Source organism: Leptolyngbya sp. FACHB-321 (assembly GCF_014695975.1).
In the GTDB taxonomy this organism is placed as follows: Bacteria; Cyanobacteriota; Cyanobacteriia; order Leptolyngbyales; family Leptolyngbyaceae; genus Stenomitos.
Genome location: NZ_JACJPI010000051.1, coordinates 1 through 17,151, shown reverse-complemented (window position 1 = coordinate 17,151; position 17,151 = coordinate 1). Strand labels below are relative to the sequence as shown.

General features: G+C 49.7%; 17 protein-coding genes and 1 pseudogene. 15 read left to right on the top strand and 3 right to left on the bottom strand.

The features are described 5' to 3' along the window. Window positions 1–22 precede the first annotated feature (22 nt). The 14 genes and pseudogenes from H6F76_RS09325 to H6F76_RS30975 all read left to right on the top strand — a co-directional run. The gene (locus H6F76_RS09325) at window positions 23–601 is read left to right on the top strand and encodes a DsbA family protein (protein ID WP_190507665.1); all 579 of its coding nucleotides are present in this window, start codon (window positions 23–25) and stop codon (window positions 599–601) included. Window positions 602–724: 123 nt separating this feature from the next. After that, window positions 725–1,471 (top strand): response regulator transcription factor, encoded by a 747-nt coding sequence (locus tag H6F76_RS09320; protein WP_190507671.1) that lies wholly within the window; start codon window positions 725–727, stop codon window positions 1,469–1,471. A gap of 140 nt (window positions 1,472–1,611) precedes the next feature. Then, window positions 1,612–3,168 carry a GMC family oxidoreductase N-terminal domain-containing protein gene (locus H6F76_RS09315; RefSeq protein ID WP_190507663.1) on the top strand — a complete coding sequence of 519 codons (1,557 nt, stop codon included), beginning with the start codon at window positions 1,612–1,614 and terminating at the stop codon, window positions 3,166–3,168. 39 nt (window positions 3,169–3,207) lie between these two features. Beyond that, complete coding sequence (locus H6F76_RS09310) at window positions 3,208–3,645, top strand: cupin domain-containing protein (protein WP_190507661.1); 438 nt, start codon at window positions 3,208–3,210, stop codon at window positions 3,643–3,645. 77 nt (window positions 3,646–3,722) lie between these two features. Continuing rightward, entirely contained in the window at window positions 3,723–4,349 is a 627-nt protein-coding gene (locus H6F76_RS09305; protein ID WP_190507660.1) for an MOSC domain-containing protein, read from the top strand. A 57-nt stretch (window positions 4,350–4,406) separates the two neighbouring features. After that, window positions 4,407–5,276, top strand: coding sequence for an alpha/beta hydrolase (locus tag H6F76_RS09300; RefSeq protein WP_190507658.1), 870 nt, complete (start codon window positions 4,407–4,409; stop codon window positions 5,274–5,276). Between the two features lie 115 nt (window positions 5,277–5,391). Then, entirely contained in the window at window positions 5,392–6,141 is a 750-nt protein-coding gene (locus tag H6F76_RS09295; RefSeq protein ID WP_190507656.1) for an SDR family oxidoreductase, read from the top strand. A 119-nt stretch (window positions 6,142–6,260) separates the two neighbouring features. Next, window positions 6,261–7,085: an alpha/beta hydrolase gene (locus H6F76_RS09290; protein WP_190507654.1), complete on the top strand. Its 825-nt coding sequence runs from the start codon at window positions 6,261–6,263 to the stop codon at window positions 7,083–7,085. Window positions 7,086–7,378: 293 nt separating this feature from the next. Further along, window positions 7,379–8,074, top strand: a complete 696-nt coding sequence (locus H6F76_RS09285) for a dienelactone hydrolase family protein (protein WP_190507651.1) — start codon at window positions 7,379–7,381, stop codon at window positions 8,072–8,074. Between the two features lie 252 nt (window positions 8,075–8,326). Continuing rightward, complete coding sequence (locus tag H6F76_RS09280; RefSeq protein ID WP_347275999.1) at window positions 8,327–9,052, top strand: alpha/beta hydrolase; 726 nt, start codon at window positions 8,327–8,329, stop codon at window positions 9,050–9,052. Between the two features lie 179 nt (window positions 9,053–9,231). Next, a complete protein-coding gene (locus H6F76_RS09275) occupies window positions 9,232–9,876 on the top strand; it encodes a cysteine hydrolase (RefSeq protein ID WP_190507647.1) in 645 nt (214 codons plus the stop codon). A gap of 102 nt (window positions 9,877–9,978) precedes the next feature. Beyond that, the gene (locus H6F76_RS09270; RefSeq protein WP_190507646.1) at window positions 9,979–10,806 is read left to right on the top strand and encodes an SDR family oxidoreductase; all 828 of its coding nucleotides are present in this window, start codon (window positions 9,979–9,981) and stop codon (window positions 10,804–10,806) included. A 24-nt stretch (window positions 10,807–10,830) separates the two neighbouring features. Continuing rightward, the gene (locus H6F76_RS09265) at window positions 10,831–12,243 is read left to right on the top strand and encodes a mercuric reductase (protein ID WP_190507643.1); all 1,413 of its coding nucleotides are present in this window, start codon (window positions 10,831–10,833) and stop codon (window positions 12,241–12,243) included. Window positions 12,244–13,363: 1,120 nt separating this feature from the next. After that, window positions 13,364–13,804 (top strand): annotated as a pseudogene (locus tag H6F76_RS30975) (transposase); the annotation flags it as partial. 152 nt (window positions 13,805–13,956) lie between these two features. On the opposite strand, the gene H6F76_RS09255 reads toward H6F76_RS30975, so the two are convergent. Together H6F76_RS09255 and H6F76_RS09250 are read right to left on the bottom strand one after the other, a co-directional pair. Next, window positions 13,957–14,688 carry a glycoside hydrolase family protein gene (locus tag H6F76_RS09255; protein WP_199290054.1) on the bottom strand — a complete coding sequence of 244 codons (732 nt, stop codon included), beginning with the start codon at window positions 14,686–14,688 and terminating at the stop codon, window positions 13,957–13,959. Between the two features lie 135 nt (window positions 14,689–14,823). After that, window positions 14,824–16,008, bottom strand: a complete 1,185-nt coding sequence (locus H6F76_RS09250) for an NAD(P)H-quinone oxidoreductase subunit H (RefSeq protein ID WP_190507639.1) — start codon at window positions 16,006–16,008, stop codon at window positions 14,824–14,826. 100 nt (window positions 16,009–16,108) lie between these two features. Between H6F76_RS09250 and rsmH the strand changes: the two genes are divergently transcribed. Further along, a complete protein-coding gene (gene rsmH / locus H6F76_RS09245) occupies window positions 16,109–16,981 on the top strand; it encodes a 16S rRNA (cytosine(1402)-N(4))-methyltransferase RsmH (RefSeq protein WP_190507637.1) in 873 nt (290 codons plus the stop codon). Window positions 16,982–16,995: 14 nt separating this feature from the next. Here the strand turns inward: rsmH and H6F76_RS09240 are convergent. Next, the coding region (locus H6F76_RS09240; protein ID WP_190507635.1) for a transposase at window positions 16,996–17,151 on the bottom strand (156 nt) is incomplete at its 5' end.

The window sequence follows — 17,151 nt, the reverse complement described above, 5'->3', positions numbered from 1 at the left end:
CTTGAAAACTCCTTTTGCCAGTATGTCTAATGATCTAACGAGTGAAAATAGTCATTTTGATCAGCTCTTAATTTTACCCTCACAACGTGATCACTACCAAGGGTTACTCAACGCCTCAATCATACTCGTAGAGTATGGACACTACCAATGCCCTCAGTGTAGAAAACTCCATCAGCTAATTCAGGAAATTCAGCAACATTTTAGTTCTAGATTTCCTGGGGAGAACTGGATCGGTGTCGTGTTTCGTCACTTTATTGACGAGTATTCAGCCTATCCTCAAGCTCAAAAAGCAGCGGAGACAGTAGAAGCAGCAGCAGCACAGGGCCGATTCTGGCAGATGCACGATATGCTGTTCACTCAGCAGGAGGCCTTGGGCAATGGCTATCTGGTTGAATATGCCAATCGCCTAGAACTTGACGTTTGCCAGCTTCTGCAAGATCTCTCTCAACAAGTACATGTCGCTCGCATCAATCAAGATATTGAAGGTGGATTAGAAAGTGGAGTAACCACTGCTCCAGCTTTGTTTATCAATGGAATTCGGTATCGCGATCGCTGGAATGTTGAGCAGTTGATAGCAGCTATCACTACCGCAAGTCATTAAGCTTTCTGTTTCTCAACTTTTCAACGAAATTACAGATGAAACCTTGAATTCATTCGGAGCCTAGCTTATGGCTGTATGAGCGAAGTAGTAAGCTTTCCTACAAACACACTTTAAGCAAAGATGATGCAAACTATTTTTCGACCCCGTGCTAGCGATCGCGCTAATAGAGAGGTATCGAACGCAGTAACCTACAACATCCTGTTAGTAGAAAATGACGATCAACTTGCTCAACTAATCATTCAAGAACTTGACTGTGAAGGATATCAAATCACCTTAACTAAGGATGGTATCAGCGGTTTGCTCGCTGCTCGTCAAGCAAACCCACATTTAATTATTGTTAGCTGGGCTCTTATCGGTGTCTCCTGCATAGAGTTTTGTCATCGGTTGCGCTCAACTTATAACAATGTGCCCATTATTGTATTAACTCATGAAGGACAAGTTTCTGAAAGAGTCATGGGTTTAAATGCAGGAGCTAGTGATTGTCTTAGCAAGCCTTTTGCTATAGAAGAACTAATCGCTAGGATTCGAGCACACTTAAGAGAAGGGGCGAAAGAGACTTACCTTCTAAAATTTGAGCGTCTTGTTCTCAGCAAGAAGGCACGACAGGTTTACTACGAAAATCGAGAAATTGAACTGACTGCCAAAGAGTTCGATTTATTAGAATATTTGATGCGGCATCCCAACCAAGTATTGACCCGTTTACAAATTTTAGATGATGTTTGGGGGTGCGAAAACTTTACGAATTCAAATGTTATCGAAGTCTATATTCGATATTTGCGAATTAAGTTGAAAGCTCAAGGAGCAAAACAACTAATTCACACAGTGCGTGGCATTGGTTACGTGCTAAGAATCACACACCATCAGAATTAAATTTTCTAGCTTAAACTAATGCTGACGCGCTGAAACAGATTAATTTCTCAGCAGCATTTTAGTAATAATTTTTAAGCCAACTTATTCGCATTCCTTTTTAGCTACGTTCCTTATTGCCAACAATAGAAAAAGAGGATTTTATGACTCACTATGACTATATTGTAGTTGGCGCAGGCTCGGCAGGTTGTGTGGTCGCTAACCGTCTAACACAAGACAGTGACGTAACCGTGTTACTTCTCGAAGCGGGCAGCCCCGACACGAAACCAGAAATTCACATCCCAGCAGAATGTCTCAGTCTACAGGGCTCTGAAGTGGACTGGGCATATTTCTCTGAGCCCGAGCCCTACCTGAATGGCCGCACAATCTTTTGTCCCCGTGGCAAAGTTTTGGGCGGCAGCAGTTCGATTAACGTCATGATTTATATGCGGGGCCATCCTCGTGATTATGACCACTGGCAGGAATTAGGCAACCCCGGTTGGAGCTACCAAGATGTTTTGCCCTACTTTAAGAAATCAGAGCACTTCTCACGAGGTGCGTCCGAATTTCACGGAGTTAATGGAGAGCTGAGTGTCACCGATCACATTGCGCCTGCTGTAATATCTCAACGATTTGTAGACGCAGCAGTGTCACTAGGATATGACCACAATCCAGATCCGAACGGCCTGCAGCAGGAAGGAGCAGGGCTCTATCAGTTGACGATCAAGGATGGTAAACGGCACAGTACTGCTGCTGCCTTTCTTGTGCCCATTCTCCAGCGTCCTAATTTAACTGTAACAACAGGAGCGTTGGTAACTCGCCTGTTGTTTGAGGGTACTCGCACCGTTGGGGTGGAGTACCTCCATGAGGGCACACTGCACCAGGCCAGCGTTAACCAGGAAGTGATTTTAAGTGCTGGCGCGTTCGATTCGCCCAAGCTGCTGATGCTTTCTGGTATTGGAGATGCAGAACACCTGCAAGCGATGGGAATTCCGGTAGTGGCTGATTTGCCGGGTGTTGGTCAAAATCTCCAAGACCACCCTGTTGTCTCTGTAGCATATGAGGCAACTCAGGATTTACATGCGGCAAGCACCAGTAGTATCGCTGAAGCTGGCTTGCTCTTGCATACCGAGGGAATTTTGGATGCTGCGCCAGATTTACAGTTTCTCTTCGGTCCGGTTTTGTTGGCACCGCCTGGTTATGCCCATTCTGGTTTGGGTTTCGTAAGTTTTGTTTGTTTAACCCATCCCCAAAACATTGGCAGTGTCAGTTTACGTTCCCCCGACCCCAAGGACACGCCGATAATCCAAATGAACTTTCTCCAATGTGAAACTGACGTGCAAAAGCTTGTTGTCGGGATTAAGTTACTCCGTAACTTGTTTCATGCCAGTGCTTTGGATGAGTTTCGCGGTAGGGAAGTTGCTCCGGGTGCTGACAAGCAGAGTGATGCAGCACTCGTTGCTTACGTTCGGGAAACTTGCAGTACAGTGTGGCATCCGGTTGGTACTTGCAAAATGGGCACTGACCCAATGGCAGTGGTAGACCCTGAACTACGAGTACGTGGGCTTGAGGGGTTGCGCGTTGTAGATGCTTCTATCATGCCAACGATCACCACAGGCAATACGAATGCACCGACGATCATGATTGGCGAAAAAGCCGCCGATTTAATTAAAGCTTCGGATCACGTTTTACAGCAAATACCTTCAGCAATTGCAAACTAACTTTTCATCACACAAATCGTTTATTAACGGAGCAATCTCGTGACACAAGCTCTTTGGCTCTTTGGCTCTCACCTCAATATTATTGCCGATCACGCTACAACTGGAGGACAGTACGATCTCATCGAAGGCTACTTTCCACCGGGCATACAAACCCCTCCCCATCGCCACACACGCTATTCCGAGCAACTCTATGTATTGGAAGGTGAGTTCACGGTCTGGGCAGGTGAGAACAAGGTTGTACTGAATGCGGGTGAAAGCTTCCTGATTGCTCCATATACCCCTCACGTTGTCGCGGCGCTCGGCGATCGCCCTGCTCGCGGATTGGTCGTTGCTGCGCCTAGTTCCTTTGCTCGATTGATTGCAGCAGTGGGGACGCTGGATGAGGCAGAACCATCAGACATGGCACTGTTTGAGCGTATTTCTGCTGAGATTGGTGATGAAATTCTGGGTGCGCCCGGAGATTTACCTTCCAGTTGAGGTTATGACCTGCCACCTTTCCGCATAAGAAATAAACCGATTCACAGAGAATGCCGCTTAAAGGTTTGGAGCTGGAGATGAAACTTATCTCTGTTAATGTCGGGCTACCGCGTAAAGTCACCTGGAAAGCAAAAACTGTTACCACCGGGATTTTTAAAGAGCCAGTCAGCGATCGCGTGATGGTGCGATCGCTCAATTTAGACGGCGATCGGCAAGCAGATTTAACGGTTCATGGCGGAGCAGACAAAGCAGTCTATGTTTATCCATTCGAGCATTATGACTACTGGCGTGGTGAATTACCTGACACAGAGCTAACAATAGGCAACTTTGGTGAAAATTTCACAACCACTGGACTGAGAGAAGACGACGTGAACATTGGCGATCACTTTCAGATTGGCACCGTCAAACTCATGGTGACTCAGCCTCGGATGCCTTGCTACAAACTGGGAATTCGGTTTGGACGATCAGATATGGTGAAGCGATTTCTCGCTAGTCGTCGCACAGGGTTTTACTTTCGTGTATTGCAAGAGGGTGAAGTCGGAACTGGAGACACTCTAGAGTTGGTAAGCCGGGATGAAAACAATATCACAGTTGCCGATATTACTCAACTTTATGTTGATGCGGATGATAATCCAGAGCTACTTCACCGCGCCGCCCAACTTGAAGCTTTACCCAAGAGCTGGCGTGACTACTTTCAGCGGTAGCGTGTGTTGATTGCACACCACAATTGCATCACTTATACAATTACAAGGAGTAGCGGAATGACTACTTTTCGCACAGTTTCGATCGATGGTCTAGATATCTTTTATCGAGAAGCAGGCTCTCGTAAGAATCCAACAATTTTGCTATTACATGGCTTCCCAACTTCCTCTCATATGTTTCGAGATTTAATTTCTGCGCTGGCTGATCAATTTCATCTGGTTGCCCCTGATTACCCTGGTTACGGCAACAGTTCGATGCCAACCGTGAATGAGTTTGATTACACCTTTGATCACTTAGCTGAGATCATGGAGAAATTTATTACCGCGATCGATCTCAAAAAATACAGCCTCTATGTGATGGATTATGGTGCTCCGATCGGCTATCGCATTGCTGCTAAGTATCCAGAGCGAGTACAAGCTTTAATTGTTCAAAACGGAAATGCTTACGAGGAAGGTCTACGCGAATTTTGGGAGCCGATTAAAGCGTATTGGCAAGACCGCTCACCTGAGAATGCAGACAAGCTCAAATACCTTGTCACTTTGGAAACAACGAAGTGGCAATACACCAACGGTGTTCGCAACCCTGAAGCAATCAGTCCGGATACCTGGAATATGGATCAACGCTTCCTCGATCGCCCCGGAAATGATGAGATTCAATTGGCGCTGCTTTATAGCTATGGTACGAACCCACCGTTATATCCACAGTGGCAAGAGTATTTCCGCAAATATCAGCCACCAACCTTAATTGCTTGGGGCAAGAACGACTATATCTTCCCTGCCGAAGGCGCTTATCCCTACAAGCGTGACCTAGAAGACGTTGAGTTCCATTTACTTGATACCGGACATTTTGCTTTAGAAGAGGAAGGAGAGGCGATCGCAAACTATATCACTCAATTTCTCGCATCCCGACTGCAACCTGTTCCTGCCTGACCAGTGGAAGGATGAGCCATCCTAAACATCCAATGGCTCATCCTCATCATGACCACAGTCATGCTTAAACAGTGTTGTGCATTAGCAGCCATCCCAAACAACTACAGGATTCATCATGCAAAAATTAGATGGAAAAGTCGCGCTTGTCACCGGCGGTACTAGCGGCCTCGGTCTTGCCACTGCTAAGCACTTTGCCGCTGAAGGTGCCTATGTCTTCATCACGGGTCGTCGTCAGCCTGAACTGGACGCTGCCGTAAAAGAGATTGGTAAAAACGTCACGGGTGTTCAGAGTGATGCTTCCAAGATGGAAGACCTCGATCGCCTGTTCGCCACAATCAAGCAAGAGCAAGGACATCTTGATGTGATCTTCGCCAATGCAGGCGGCGGAGAAATCGCCCCACTTGGATCAATCACTGAGGAACATTTTGATAAAACGTTCAACACGAACGTTAAAGGTTTACTGTTCACCGTGCAGAAGGCACTGCCTCTGTTGCCGGAGGGCGCTTCCATCATTCTGAATGCTTCGATTACTTCGATCAAAGGCACTCCGGCCTTTAGTGTTTACAGTGCAACTAAAGCCGCCGTGCGATCGTTTGCCCGAAATTGGATACTCGACCTTAAGGATCGCAAGATCCGAGTCAACGCTATTAGCCCCGGCGTAGTTCCGACTCCTGGCTACAACCTCATGGGACTGAGTGATGAGCAGGTGCAGGAATTCGTAGCCAGCCAAGCTGCCAATATCCCATTAGGGCGAGTCGGCACGCCCGATGAGATTGCCAAAGCTGTTGTCTTTCTTGCTTCGGACGACAGCAGCTTTGTGAGCGGCATCGAGCTGTTTGTCGATGGCGGCATGGCACAGATTTAAGGCAGCTCCAGACGCGGTTGGCAACGCTCCAGTCGGGCTGTTGCTAAATAGGGTGATCCATCGTCACAAGCAAGGCAAGTCATCAAGCCAACGTTCGACTAATTCAGTTTAGGAGCCAGATGAGCACAATTACGACTAAAGATGGTACGCAAATCTATTACAAAGACTGGGGTACAGGACAACCCATTGTCTTTAGTCACGGTTGGCCCCTCAGCGCCGATGCTTGGGAATCGCAGATGTTTTTTCTTGCCTCGCACGGCTACCGTTGCATCGCGCACGATCGCCGCGGTCATGGACGCTCAAGCCAACCGTGGAATGGCAATGACATGGACACCTACGCCGACGATCTGGCAGAACTTCTTGAGGCACTGGATCTGAAAGATGCAGTGATGATTGGCCACTCTACGGGTGGCGGCGAAGTGGCGCGCTTCATCGGACGGCATGGAACGGCGCGTGTCGCCAAAGCAGTGCTGATGGGTGCAGTGCCCCCAATCATGCTTAAAACGGAGGCAAATCCGGGTGGGCTACCCATTGAGGTCTTTGACGGCTTTCGGGAGGCGTTTTTGGCAGACCGATCGCAGTTCTTTCTGGATGTGGCGAGTGGTCCGTTCTTCGGCTTCAATCGACCGGGGGCCAAAGTCTCTCAAGGGCTGATCAACGCCTGGTGGATGCAGGGCATGATGTCTGGTCACAAGAACGGATATGACTGCATCAAAGCGTTTTCGGAAACAGACTTTACCGAGGACTTGAAGAAGTTTGACGTGCCGACGCTAATCCTTCATGGCGATGATGATCAGATCGTGCCGATTGGAGCTTCTGCTCCCCTGTCTGCAAAGCTTGTCAAAGATTCAATTTTGAAAATTTATCCTGGTGGGTCGCATAGCCTGGGCGACACCAGTAGGGATGAACTCAATGCCGATCTGCTGGCATTTCTTAAGTCCTAGTGCTGAATTGTTGAGATGAGACGTTGCTGTTAACGATCGAATGATCATTTTCGTCTAATCGCATTTGTTACAGCTGGCTGCTTTGAACCTAACCGCCATAGGATTCGCAACCGTGAATAAACTAGACGGAAAATCGCAATTGTGACACGTGCTTCTAAGGGAATCGGTGCTTTTGATTTCGCCTGTATTACTGGTGAAAAGTTGTGCATCACTATGGTCCTCTTTGGCTTGGATCAGATCAATTTTGAAATAATTCGGTCGGTTATGAGAAATGTTCTCACTAGGAGAAATGCATGAGCAAATACATCACCGTGGATACCCATGACGGAACTTTTCAGTCTTATGTAGCGCATCCGGATGTCCTACCAGCACCAGCGATCGTTGTCATTCAGGAACTTTTTGGTGTCAATGCTGATATCCGAGACACCTGTGACGAACTCGCTTTGCAGGGATATATCGCTGTGAGTCCAGACTTGTTCTGGCGGATGGAGCCAGGTGTTGATATGTCGGATCAATCCGAGGCTGAATGGGAAAAGGGCTTTGCCCTCTACACAGCCTTCAACTATGACACTGGCGTTGCAGATATTGCTTCGACAATGGAGACGGCGCGATCGCTGCCTGGCACCAACGGAAAAGTTGGATTAATGGGCTACTGTCTTGGCGGTCTGATGAGCTTTATCACGACGGCGCGCAGGAGTGCTGATGCCTCTGTCGTTTACTACGGTGGCAGCATGGAAAAGCACCTGGACGAAGTAAACAATATCAAGAATCCGCTGTTGGTTCATCTGGGCGAGGAGGATGAGTACATCTCCAAGGATGCGCAAAAGTCCATCATCGAAACGCTAAAAGACGCTGCAACTGCTCAGGTGTTTACCTACCCAGGTTGCAAACACGCTTTTGCCCGACACCGTGGCATTCACTACGACAGGGATGCAGCCACCTTGGCCAATAGTCGAACCACTGACTTCTTCAAGTTGCACCTCAAGTAGGAAAGGTTTCCTCCTTTGATCGGGAGAGTTAAAGCAGCATTGCCCCTGATAACTCAACGGAACGACTGCTCGGCGAAGGGCATTGTATCCAATTGAATTGATGTGGAAACTGTCTTTTCGACATCCAACGAGACAAACAAACACAAAGGAGATCACAACATGAACATGCTCACCCTCAGGAAGGGTATCCGCCTGCTTCTGGTCGTCGCACTCTTTTTAGGAACCACTGTAATTACTTTTCTAGGAGTCACCATGAACACTGCAAGTGCACAAGACAAGCCCACCATCGTCCTCATCCACGGCGCGTTCGCCGAGTCTTCCAGCTGGAACGGGGTATTGAGCGAGCTAATCACGAAAGGTTATCCAACGATCGCTGTAGCTAATCCCCTACGAGGAGTCCAAAGCGACGCAGACTATGTCGCCAGCGTCCTCAGTGGCATCGAGGGTCTCATCGTGCTAGTTGGACATTCCTACGGAGGTGCGGTGATTACCAATGCGGTTAATGACGACGGGAACGTGAAGGCGCTTGTCTACGTTGCCGGTTTCGCTCCTGACACGGGCGAAACTGCCGCCGAACTCTCAGGACGTTATCCCGGCAGCACGCTTGGTCCGACACTTGCGCCGCCGGTCGAACTGCCCGATGGCGGCAAAGACCTATACATTCAGCAGGACAAATTCCATGCGCAGTTTGCCGCAGATCTGCCCACCTCAGACACGCAGTTGATGGCTAGCACCCAGCGTCCGATCACGGAAGCTGCGCTTAACGAAGGCTCCGGCGAGCCCGCATGGAAGTCTATCCCGTCCTGGTTTATCTATGGCGAGCGCGACTTAAACATTCCCGCAGCAGCGCAGGCTTTCATGGCGGAGCGCGCTAACTCAAAGGAAACGGTCGTGGTGCGTGGTGCATCACATGTGGTGATGGTTTCCCATCCAGATGCCGTTGTCGAGCTTATCGAACACGCTGCGGCTGATAACTAGAGAAGCATAAACACGTTGCGGATGTATGGAACTCGTCTTTTCGCAACTGCTTTGAATCCCATTGGAGAGCGGCTATCCAGTTTGCGTTCTCCGACTCAAACTGGATTACCGGGGAAGTGCCGCTCAGATGGTGGTTTTTAACAATCCGAAGCGTGAAAATTAACAGATAAGAAAAAACAATGAACATTAACAAGACTGACACCGCAGTGGTCGTTATCGATCCACAAAACGATGTTTTGAGCGAAACAGGTGTTTCCTGGGATTTGGTGAGTGACAGTGTTAAGGAGAACAAGACTGTCGAAAACATTGAGCGAGTCTTCAAGGTTGCCAAGCAAGCTGACTTTGAAGTCTTTATCTCCCCCCACTATTACTACCCTACCGACTATGGCTGGAATTTTGCTGGAACGGTAGAGCGGATAATGTTGGAGTCTAAAGAGTTCGATCGCAGTGGTGCATTGAGCCTTGACGGCTTCTTAGGGTCTGGTGCTGACTGGCTCGATCGCTACAAGCCCTTCATTGAGGATGGCAAAACGATCGTGGTCAGTCCCCATAAAGCCTATGGACCACAGAGCAACGACCTCGTTTTGCAACTGCGTAAGCGAAATATCTGCAAAGTCATTTTGCTTGGAATGCTAGCCAACATCTGTGTTGAAGCTCACTTGCGCGACTTAATCGAGCAAGGATTTGAGGTGCTCGTCGTCAAAGATGCAACGGCTGCCCCTCGGCATCCAGACCTGGGCGACGGCTACAAAGCGGCACTGATCAATTTTGGATATATCGCCAATGCAGTTATGTCTACAGATGAAATTGTAAAGGCCATGTAGTAGCCCCAAAGCCAAAATCGTAGGTCGGGTAGAGAAACAAAATCTAACCTCTAAACCCTTAATGGCAACCATCGTTGCTAAAGAGAAGCATTTGAAACAAATATGGCAAAAACCATTCTGATCACGGGAACCTCCTCTGGATTGGGCAAAGCCACTGCACGCCTTTTTGCTCACGAAGGCTGGAATGTTGTGGCTACAATGCGGCATCCGGAGAAAGAACAAGAACTTGTCCAGATCCCCAACGTACTGGTTACACGCTTAGACGTTCAAGATCGCGTGAGCATCACCGCAGCAATTGAGACTGCGATCGCTCGCTTTGGGCAGATCGACGCTTTGGTCAACAATGCTGGCTTTGGGCTCTTCGGGCTGTTTGAGGCAACGCCACCCGAAAAAGTAGTGGAGCAATTCAACGTCAACGTCTTTGGGGTTATGAATGTTACACGTGCAATTCTGCCACATTTCCGGCAAAACAAAGCTGGCTTGATTCTCAATATAAGCTCAGGAGCGGGCGTAGTTACGCTGCCGATGCTTTCGCTATATTGCGCTAGCAAATTCGCCCTCGAAGGCTTTAGCGAAGCCCTTTCCTACGAGCTGGCTTCGCAAAATATTGCCGTAAAGATCATTGAACCTGGTGGCATCGCAAACACGAAGTTTGAGCAACGTATCGGCATTGAGACTGTGGAGAATAGTGCAATTCCTGACTATGAGCGCTTCGTCACTCACACCAACGCCGTCTTTGAGAGCCTCCGCGACGCGCGCCAAGCCACAGAGGAGGATGTTGCAAAGGTAATTTACCAGGCAGCAACCGATGGCACAAATCGTTTGCGCTACGTAGCAACGGACGACATTCAATCGATGATCAAGGCGAGACGGGAAACCTCTGAGGATGAATATATTGCCTTCATGCGAACTCACTTTGGCACTAAATGACCGCTCACGTTAGGTAATGTAAGTATGAATTCTGAGTACTACGACGACATTATTATTGGCGGCGGTAAAGCAGGTAAAACACTTGCACCAGCGCTAGTTGCTGACGGACGGAAAACAGCATTGGTTGAATGCAGCTTAACCATGATTGGTGGCGGGTGCATCAACGTTGCCTGCATTCCCACAAAAACAATGGTAGCGAGTGCTCACGTTGCAAATGCAGTGCGAAATAGTGCTACGTATGGAGTTAAAACCGATGCACTCACCGTTACTTTAGTCGCCGTGATTCAACGCAAACGAACGGTTGTCCAATCCATGCGTGACATGAATTTGCACAACCTAGAAACTGCTTTAGGTCACAACCTGATTATTGGAACAGGACAATTCATTGCGCCCAAAACAATCGAAGTGACAACCGCCGAAGGTAAAACCCGGCACCTCACCGCAGAACGCTTCTTTATCAATACAGGTACAAGACCGTCAATTCCATCGGTGCCTGGACTCAAAGAAGTTGGTTTCTTGACTAGCGAATCGATCATGGAGCTAGAACATCTGCCAGAACATTTGATCGTTCTCGGTAGCGGCTACATTGGTTTGGAATTTGCCCAGATGTTTCGGCGTTTTGGATCTCGCATTACTGTAATTGGGCAAGGTGAGCAAATTCTGTCACAGCAAGACCCTGATATTGCGATCGCCGTTCAAGCACTTTTAGAACGAGACGGTATTGAATTCCTGCTAAAGGCAAAGGTGTTAAGAGTCGTTCGCGAAGCGTCTCCTTTGGAGAATCGCGCTGGTAATGCAACTGAGCTACAAATTCAAGTCGCTGACCAGAAAATAACTCTTCAGGGTTCACATCTGCTTGTCGCTGTTGGGCGTGTGCCTACCACTGAAACTCTAAATTTAGCCGCTGCTGGTGTAGCAATCGATGCCTATGGATTTATCCCAGTCAACGATCGCCTGGAGACCAACATACCGGGAATTTGGGCATTAGGCGATATTAATGGAGGACCACAATATACCCATGTATCGCTCGATGATTACCGCATCGTCAAAGCAAATCTAATTGATGGCGGTAACCGCAGTACGCGCGATCGCTTGATTCCGTCGTGTCTTTTTATCGATCCAGAACTGGCTCATGTGGGTCTAACCGAAACCGAAGCATGGCAACAAGGTTATGCTTATCGCGTGGCAAAACTGGATGCTTCAGCAATTCCCAGAGCGCGAACATTAGGGCAAACTGATGGCTTGCTGAAGGCGATCGTGGACACCGAGACAGGTAAAATTCTTGGTTGCTCACTGTTGTGTCATGAAGCGGGTGAAGTGATTTCGACGGTGCAGATGATAATGCAAGCGAAGATGCCTTATACCGTTCTGCGAGATGGTGTGTTAACTCATCCCACAATGACCGAGGGGTTAAATCTGCTGTTCTCGAAGCTGTAAAAAGGTTTATCTTCTCTGAAGCCTTGATTCATCACTTGAAGTTAATTCCAGGCACACATTCTCCATCTTGATGCAAGTCTGGGTGGTGCACGATTGCCTGCTCTCGCCTTTTGAAGAAAATTGCTACAGATGCTCACAAATTCAAAGGACATCTAGGCGTCAATATGATCCGGCACTGGGATCATGCTCACCCTGAGTACGTGGTAGTTGTCAAGTTTGATCAGTACAGCAACCTTAAAGTTTGGATGGAATCTGATATCCGACAGGAATGGATTGCGAGATTGTAGCCATTAATTGAAAAACCTGAGAATGTTCAAACCCTGACTGGGCTAGAAACTTGGTTCACGCTTTCAAATAAACTGATAGTTTCACCTCCTCGCTACAAGATGGTGTTAGTGACATGGTTAGGTGTATTTCTCATGCTTCCTATCCCAGATCGTTTGCTAGCATCACTACTGTCCGAATTTCCTGCATTGCTCAAGCAACTGATCAGTACGGGATTCAGTGTTGTCCTGCTCACTTATTTCATCATGCCGCACCTAACTCAACTATTTCGTAAATGGCTGTATCCTGTGTCATGAGCTGATATCTGTTGCAGCGCTAAATCAATGCTGTCAAGAGTACAAATCTTCAGTCTTCTATAGCGATTCTCGAATGGGTGAAGTACATGGGCTGACTGCCTGATATAAGTGCGTGAAAGGCTTGAAACCTCGTCAAGCGAGAGGGAAAACATTATGCAGCAGAAAGGGATACGTTCGTTGCCCCGTCTTTGAAGCTGATTAAGGAACATCAGCAATACATCCTGATGACAAATAAAGTGTCATCAGGATGTATTGCTGTCGTAAAACAGCAGTGACAGAATACTGGCGATTACTGCCCCCCGTTCTGATAAAGCGATCGCGATTTTCCAGTGGCTACAATTGGATGGGCTAAGGGCTGCGTCATCTAGGGCTCAATTTGGGTTTTGGGCAGAAGGCGAGATCGAGATGCTGTGCGCTCACTCCACACCACGCTCCTAAGTTGAGCTGACTACGCTGCGATCGACAGTACTTTGAGACAGTGGATTCAGGATTTGTGCGACGCAGCCTAACGTTTCTGCCTGACACATTTTTGAAAACCCTTGACGCCGGGCAATACCGATGACCGCAAGCCGGTTCCCGAGATGACCAAAAACCTAGTCGGCAGGCTGTTTAGAGACCAAGGGTATATTTCGCAGACATTCTTTGAGTCGCTCTTTGAGCGTGGCTTAGAACTGATTACCAAACGGCGCAAGGACATGAAAAACGCCCTGATGCCGCTGCTCGACGAGATCTTGCTGCGCAAGCGTCTGATTATCGAGACGGCCAATGACCCACTCAAAAACCTCTGCCAAATCGAGCATTCGCGTCACCGTAGTCCCTTGCGTAACGAGAACCGCGACAAAGCCGCTTTCGCAAAACTAGGATCTGGAACCCTCAACAAGGTCGATTTTAAGAAACTCTGGATTGCAAATCTCTATAAGGCTGACTTACATCAGCTGCGCAATGAGAACCGCAGCAAAGCTGACTTTGGCCAGTCTTAAAGGGTTGAACGAAACATTCGCAAAATCAGCTGGTTCCTTGCGGAATGGTAGCCCTTGATGTTGTAATTCTCTTTGGCAAAGTTAAAGTTGAGTCACCCTGCCCCCTCGGTATAAACATACCAAGGGGGCAGCTGTCTTTTGACGAATAATCCCTAGGGCAGCTGCCCAGAGGACGACCGCGTCAGCTCTTCCTGAAGTAGGTTTTCGTAAATGCGCGGCAGTCGAGCAGTCATGCTGTTTGACTCGATGCCATAACCCAAACTGGTCCAGGTGCCCGAGAGGCGGCGCAACACTTCATCTAGGCGATCGTCCCGTAGGGCGTTAGGAATATCCAAATTCCAGGCAGAGGTGTCTCTGAGCCAGTAGTAGACCACCAGATCTTGCGATTCGGGGTCAAAGCTGTAGTCGCCCCAGGCGCTAAACCAGCTAGAAGCCTTGGGATGATACTGGCGGGCTTTTTCTTGCCAGGTGCCGGTTAAAAACTGGTAGCGCCCGGCAGCAGTGGTGCAGTGCCCCTGATTTGGCCCCGCTACAATCTCAACGCAGATGTTGGGATGGCGGTTGAGCTGCGGCACGAGGTTGCCGCCGTAAAGCACATTGTAGGGCTGATTGGTGTTTGACTCGGCGGCAGAAATCGTGCGCATCAGGGCGCGAATGTAGGGGTCGCCCCCCGACATGGCCAGTGGCTCAGGATGGCTGACCCATACGGTCTCTTGAATCTGCCGCAACGAGGGATAGGGCAGCGATCGCACGCCCACAAACCCCACCCCTAGCAGCAGCAGGGCAATAAACAGCGCTCGCCGCTGCTTTGCCTTCTGAATCCGGCGCTGCCGGGCGAGGGTAGGAGAGGGGCTGGAGGGCAGTGAGGTCACAGGCAGCGGCATGATTCAGGAACAGGGGGCTAGATGCACCCAGCGCAGAGGTAGGACAAGCGCCCTCCACTGCCCTTTAGACAGGGCAAGTCTAAGCCATTGCAATGGTAGCTCATCGGCCCAGAAACCTGAGCCGGGGTGCGGCCCCTAGCGATCTACCGACCCCATAATGATGTCGATACTGCCTAGAATGGCCATAATATCGGCCACCTTCACCCCCTTCAGTAGGTGGGGCAAGATTTGCAGATTGACAAAGTCCGGGGCGCGGATCTTCCAGCGCGAGGGGAAGATACTGTCATTGCCGATGAGAAAGATGCCCATCTCGCCTTTGCCGGTTTCCACTCGGACGTAGTGCTCGCCCGCAGGGATTTTGAAGGTAGGGGCAATTTTTTTGCCAATGAACTGGTAGTCAAAATTGTTCCACTCTGATTTCGGGCCTTCGGCCATGCGCTTGGCCTCAAGGTTCTCAAAGGGGCCGCCCGGAATTTGGGCACAGGCCTGCCGCAAAATTTTGACAGATTCCCGCATTTCGCGAATGCGCACCTGGTAGCGAGCCATGCAGTCGCCAGCGGTTTCGTAATGCACGTCCCAATCGAAGTCGTCGTAGCACTCGTAGTGATCGACCTTGCGGAGATCCCACTTGACGCCAGAGCCACGCAGCATTGGGCCTGACAGCCCCCAGGAGATCGCTTCGTCGCGGGTAATGGTGCCAATGCCCTCAATTCGGCGGCGAAAGATGGGGTTGTTGGTAATTAACTTTTCGTACTCGTCGACCTTGGGCAAAAAGTAGTCGCAAAAGTCGAGGCACTTGTCGAGCCAGCCATAGGGCAGGTCAGCGGCCACGCCGCCAATGCGGAAGTAGTTGTTGTTGACCATGCGGTAACCGGTAGCGGCTTCCCACAGGTCATAGATCATCTCGCGCTCGCGGAAGATGTAGAAGAAAGGGGTCTGAGCGCCGACGTCAGCTAGAAAGGGGCCAAGCCACAGTAGGTGGTTGGCAATGCGGTTGAGCTCCAGCATGATGACGCGAATGTAGCTGGCCCGCTTGGGTACTTCGATGTTGGCCAGCTTTTCAGGGGCGTTGACGGTAATCGCTTCATTAAACATACCCTCCGCGTAGTCCCACCGGCTCACGTAGGGCACAAACATAAGGTTGGTACGGTTTTCGGCGATTTTCTCCATGCCTCGGTGCAGGTAGCCAATCACCGGCTCGCAGTCGAGCACGTCTTCGCCGTCGAGGGTGACAATTAACCGCAGCACCCCGTGCATGGAGGGATGGTGGGGCCCCATGTTGAGCACCATGGGTTCGGTCTTAGTTTCAATAATCGACATAGGGGCTACCCAATCGTCAAAATCTAGTTCTGCTGTATCTTTGAGTATCTTAATGGGTATCGCCTCAGTTGGCATACAGAAGCAGGGATTGAGATTACTGATGGCAGAGCCAGAGTTTCATCATGTGCCGGTGCTGCCTGAGGCGGTGATCGAAGGGCTTAACATTCAGCCTGGTGGGCGGTATTTAGACGCGACTGCCGGTGGCGGTGGCCACAGTCGGCTGATGCTTGAAGCTGACCCAACCGTGAAGGTGGTGGCGGTGGATCAGGATGCGGCGGCGATCGCGGCGACTCAGGCCAATCTGGCCGAGTTTGGTGACAGAGTTTCTTTGTGGCACGGCAATTTTGCCGACTACAACCCCGCCGGAAATCTATTCGACGGTGTTTTGGCCGACCTGGGGGTGAGCTCGGTGCAGCTCGATGTGGGCGATCGCGGCTTTAGCTTTCGTCAAACCGCTCCCCTCGACATGCGCATGGATCCGCGCCAAGACCTCACCGCCGCCGACATCGTCAACCATTGGGATGAAACTGAGCTGGCCAACTTGATCTACAACTACGGTGAAGAGCGCCTTTCTCGTCGCATTGCCCGCAAAATTGTTGACCAGCGCCCCTGGCAGACCACCACCGATCTGGCCGAGGCCATCTCTTACTGCGTGCCGCGCAGCTATCGCTACGGTCGGATTCATCCGGCTACTCGCACCTTTCAGGCACTGCGAATTGCAGTCAACCAGGAGTTAAAGGTATTAGAAACCCTGCTGAAGGTTGCCCCCACCTGGTTAACTCCCGGTGGACGGCTGGTGATTATCAGTTTCCATAGTTTGGAAGATCGCCTGGTTAAGCACACCCTAAAAGACTCTCCCGATCTAAAAGTAATCACCAAAAAACCCGTAATTGCCACCGAAACCGAAGTGAGTCTGAACCCCCGGGCCCGCTCGGCCAAGCTGCGGGTGGCTGAGCGCGTTATTGCGCTGTAGCCTAGGGCGTGTCATCAATTAAGCCAAATCACGACAGCCGCCATGTAGATTGCACTAAGAAAGGTTTCTGCGAGCTTATCGTAGCGGGTAGCAATCGCTCGATACTGCTTAAGCTTGGCAAAGAAGTTCTCAATTAGATGCCGTGCTTTGTATAACTCCTGGTCATAGTC

Coding starts and splice junctions, on each gene's coding strand:
- H6F76_RS09325 (WP_190507665.1), top strand. CDS start 23: ATGTCTAATGATCTAACGAGTGAAAATAGTCATTTTGATCAGCTCTTA.
- H6F76_RS09320 (WP_190507671.1), top strand. CDS start 725: ATGCAAACTATTTTTCGACCCCGTGCTAGCGATCGCGCTAATAGAGAG.
- H6F76_RS09315 (WP_190507663.1), top strand. CDS start 1,612: ATGACTCACTATGACTATATTGTAGTTGGCGCAGGCTCGGCAGGTTGT.
- H6F76_RS09305 (WP_190507660.1), top strand. CDS start 3,723: ATGAAACTTATCTCTGTTAATGTCGGGCTACCGCGTAAAGTCACCTGG.
- H6F76_RS09300 (WP_190507658.1), top strand. CDS start 4,407: ATGACTACTTTTCGCACAGTTTCGATCGATGGTCTAGATATCTTTTAT.
- H6F76_RS09295 (WP_190507656.1), top strand. CDS start 5,392: ATGCAAAAATTAGATGGAAAAGTCGCGCTTGTCACCGGCGGTACTAGC.
- H6F76_RS09290 (WP_190507654.1), top strand. CDS start 6,261: ATGAGCACAATTACGACTAAAGATGGTACGCAAATCTATTACAAAGAC.
- H6F76_RS09285 (WP_190507651.1), top strand. CDS start 7,379: ATGAGCAAATACATCACCGTGGATACCCATGACGGAACTTTTCAGTCT.
- H6F76_RS09280 (WP_347275999.1), top strand. CDS start 8,327: ATGAACACTGCAAGTGCACAAGACAAGCCCACCATCGTCCTCATCCAC.
- H6F76_RS09275 (WP_190507647.1), top strand. CDS start 9,232: ATGAACATTAACAAGACTGACACCGCAGTGGTCGTTATCGATCCACAA.
- H6F76_RS09270 (WP_190507646.1), top strand. CDS start 9,979: ATGGCAAAAACCATTCTGATCACGGGAACCTCCTCTGGATTGGGCAAA.
- H6F76_RS09265 (WP_190507643.1), top strand. CDS start 10,831: ATGAATTCTGAGTACTACGACGACATTATTATTGGCGGCGGTAAAGCA.
- H6F76_RS09255 (WP_199290054.1), bottom strand. CDS start 14,688: ATGCCGCTGCCTGTGACCTCACTGCCCTCCAGCCCCTCTCCTACCCTC.
- H6F76_RS09250 (WP_190507639.1), bottom strand. CDS start 16,008: ATGTCGATTATTGAAACTAAGACCGAACCCATGGTGCTCAACATGGGG.
- rsmH (WP_190507637.1), top strand. CDS start 16,109: ATGGCAGAGCCAGAGTTTCATCATGTGCCGGTGCTGCCTGAGGCGGTG.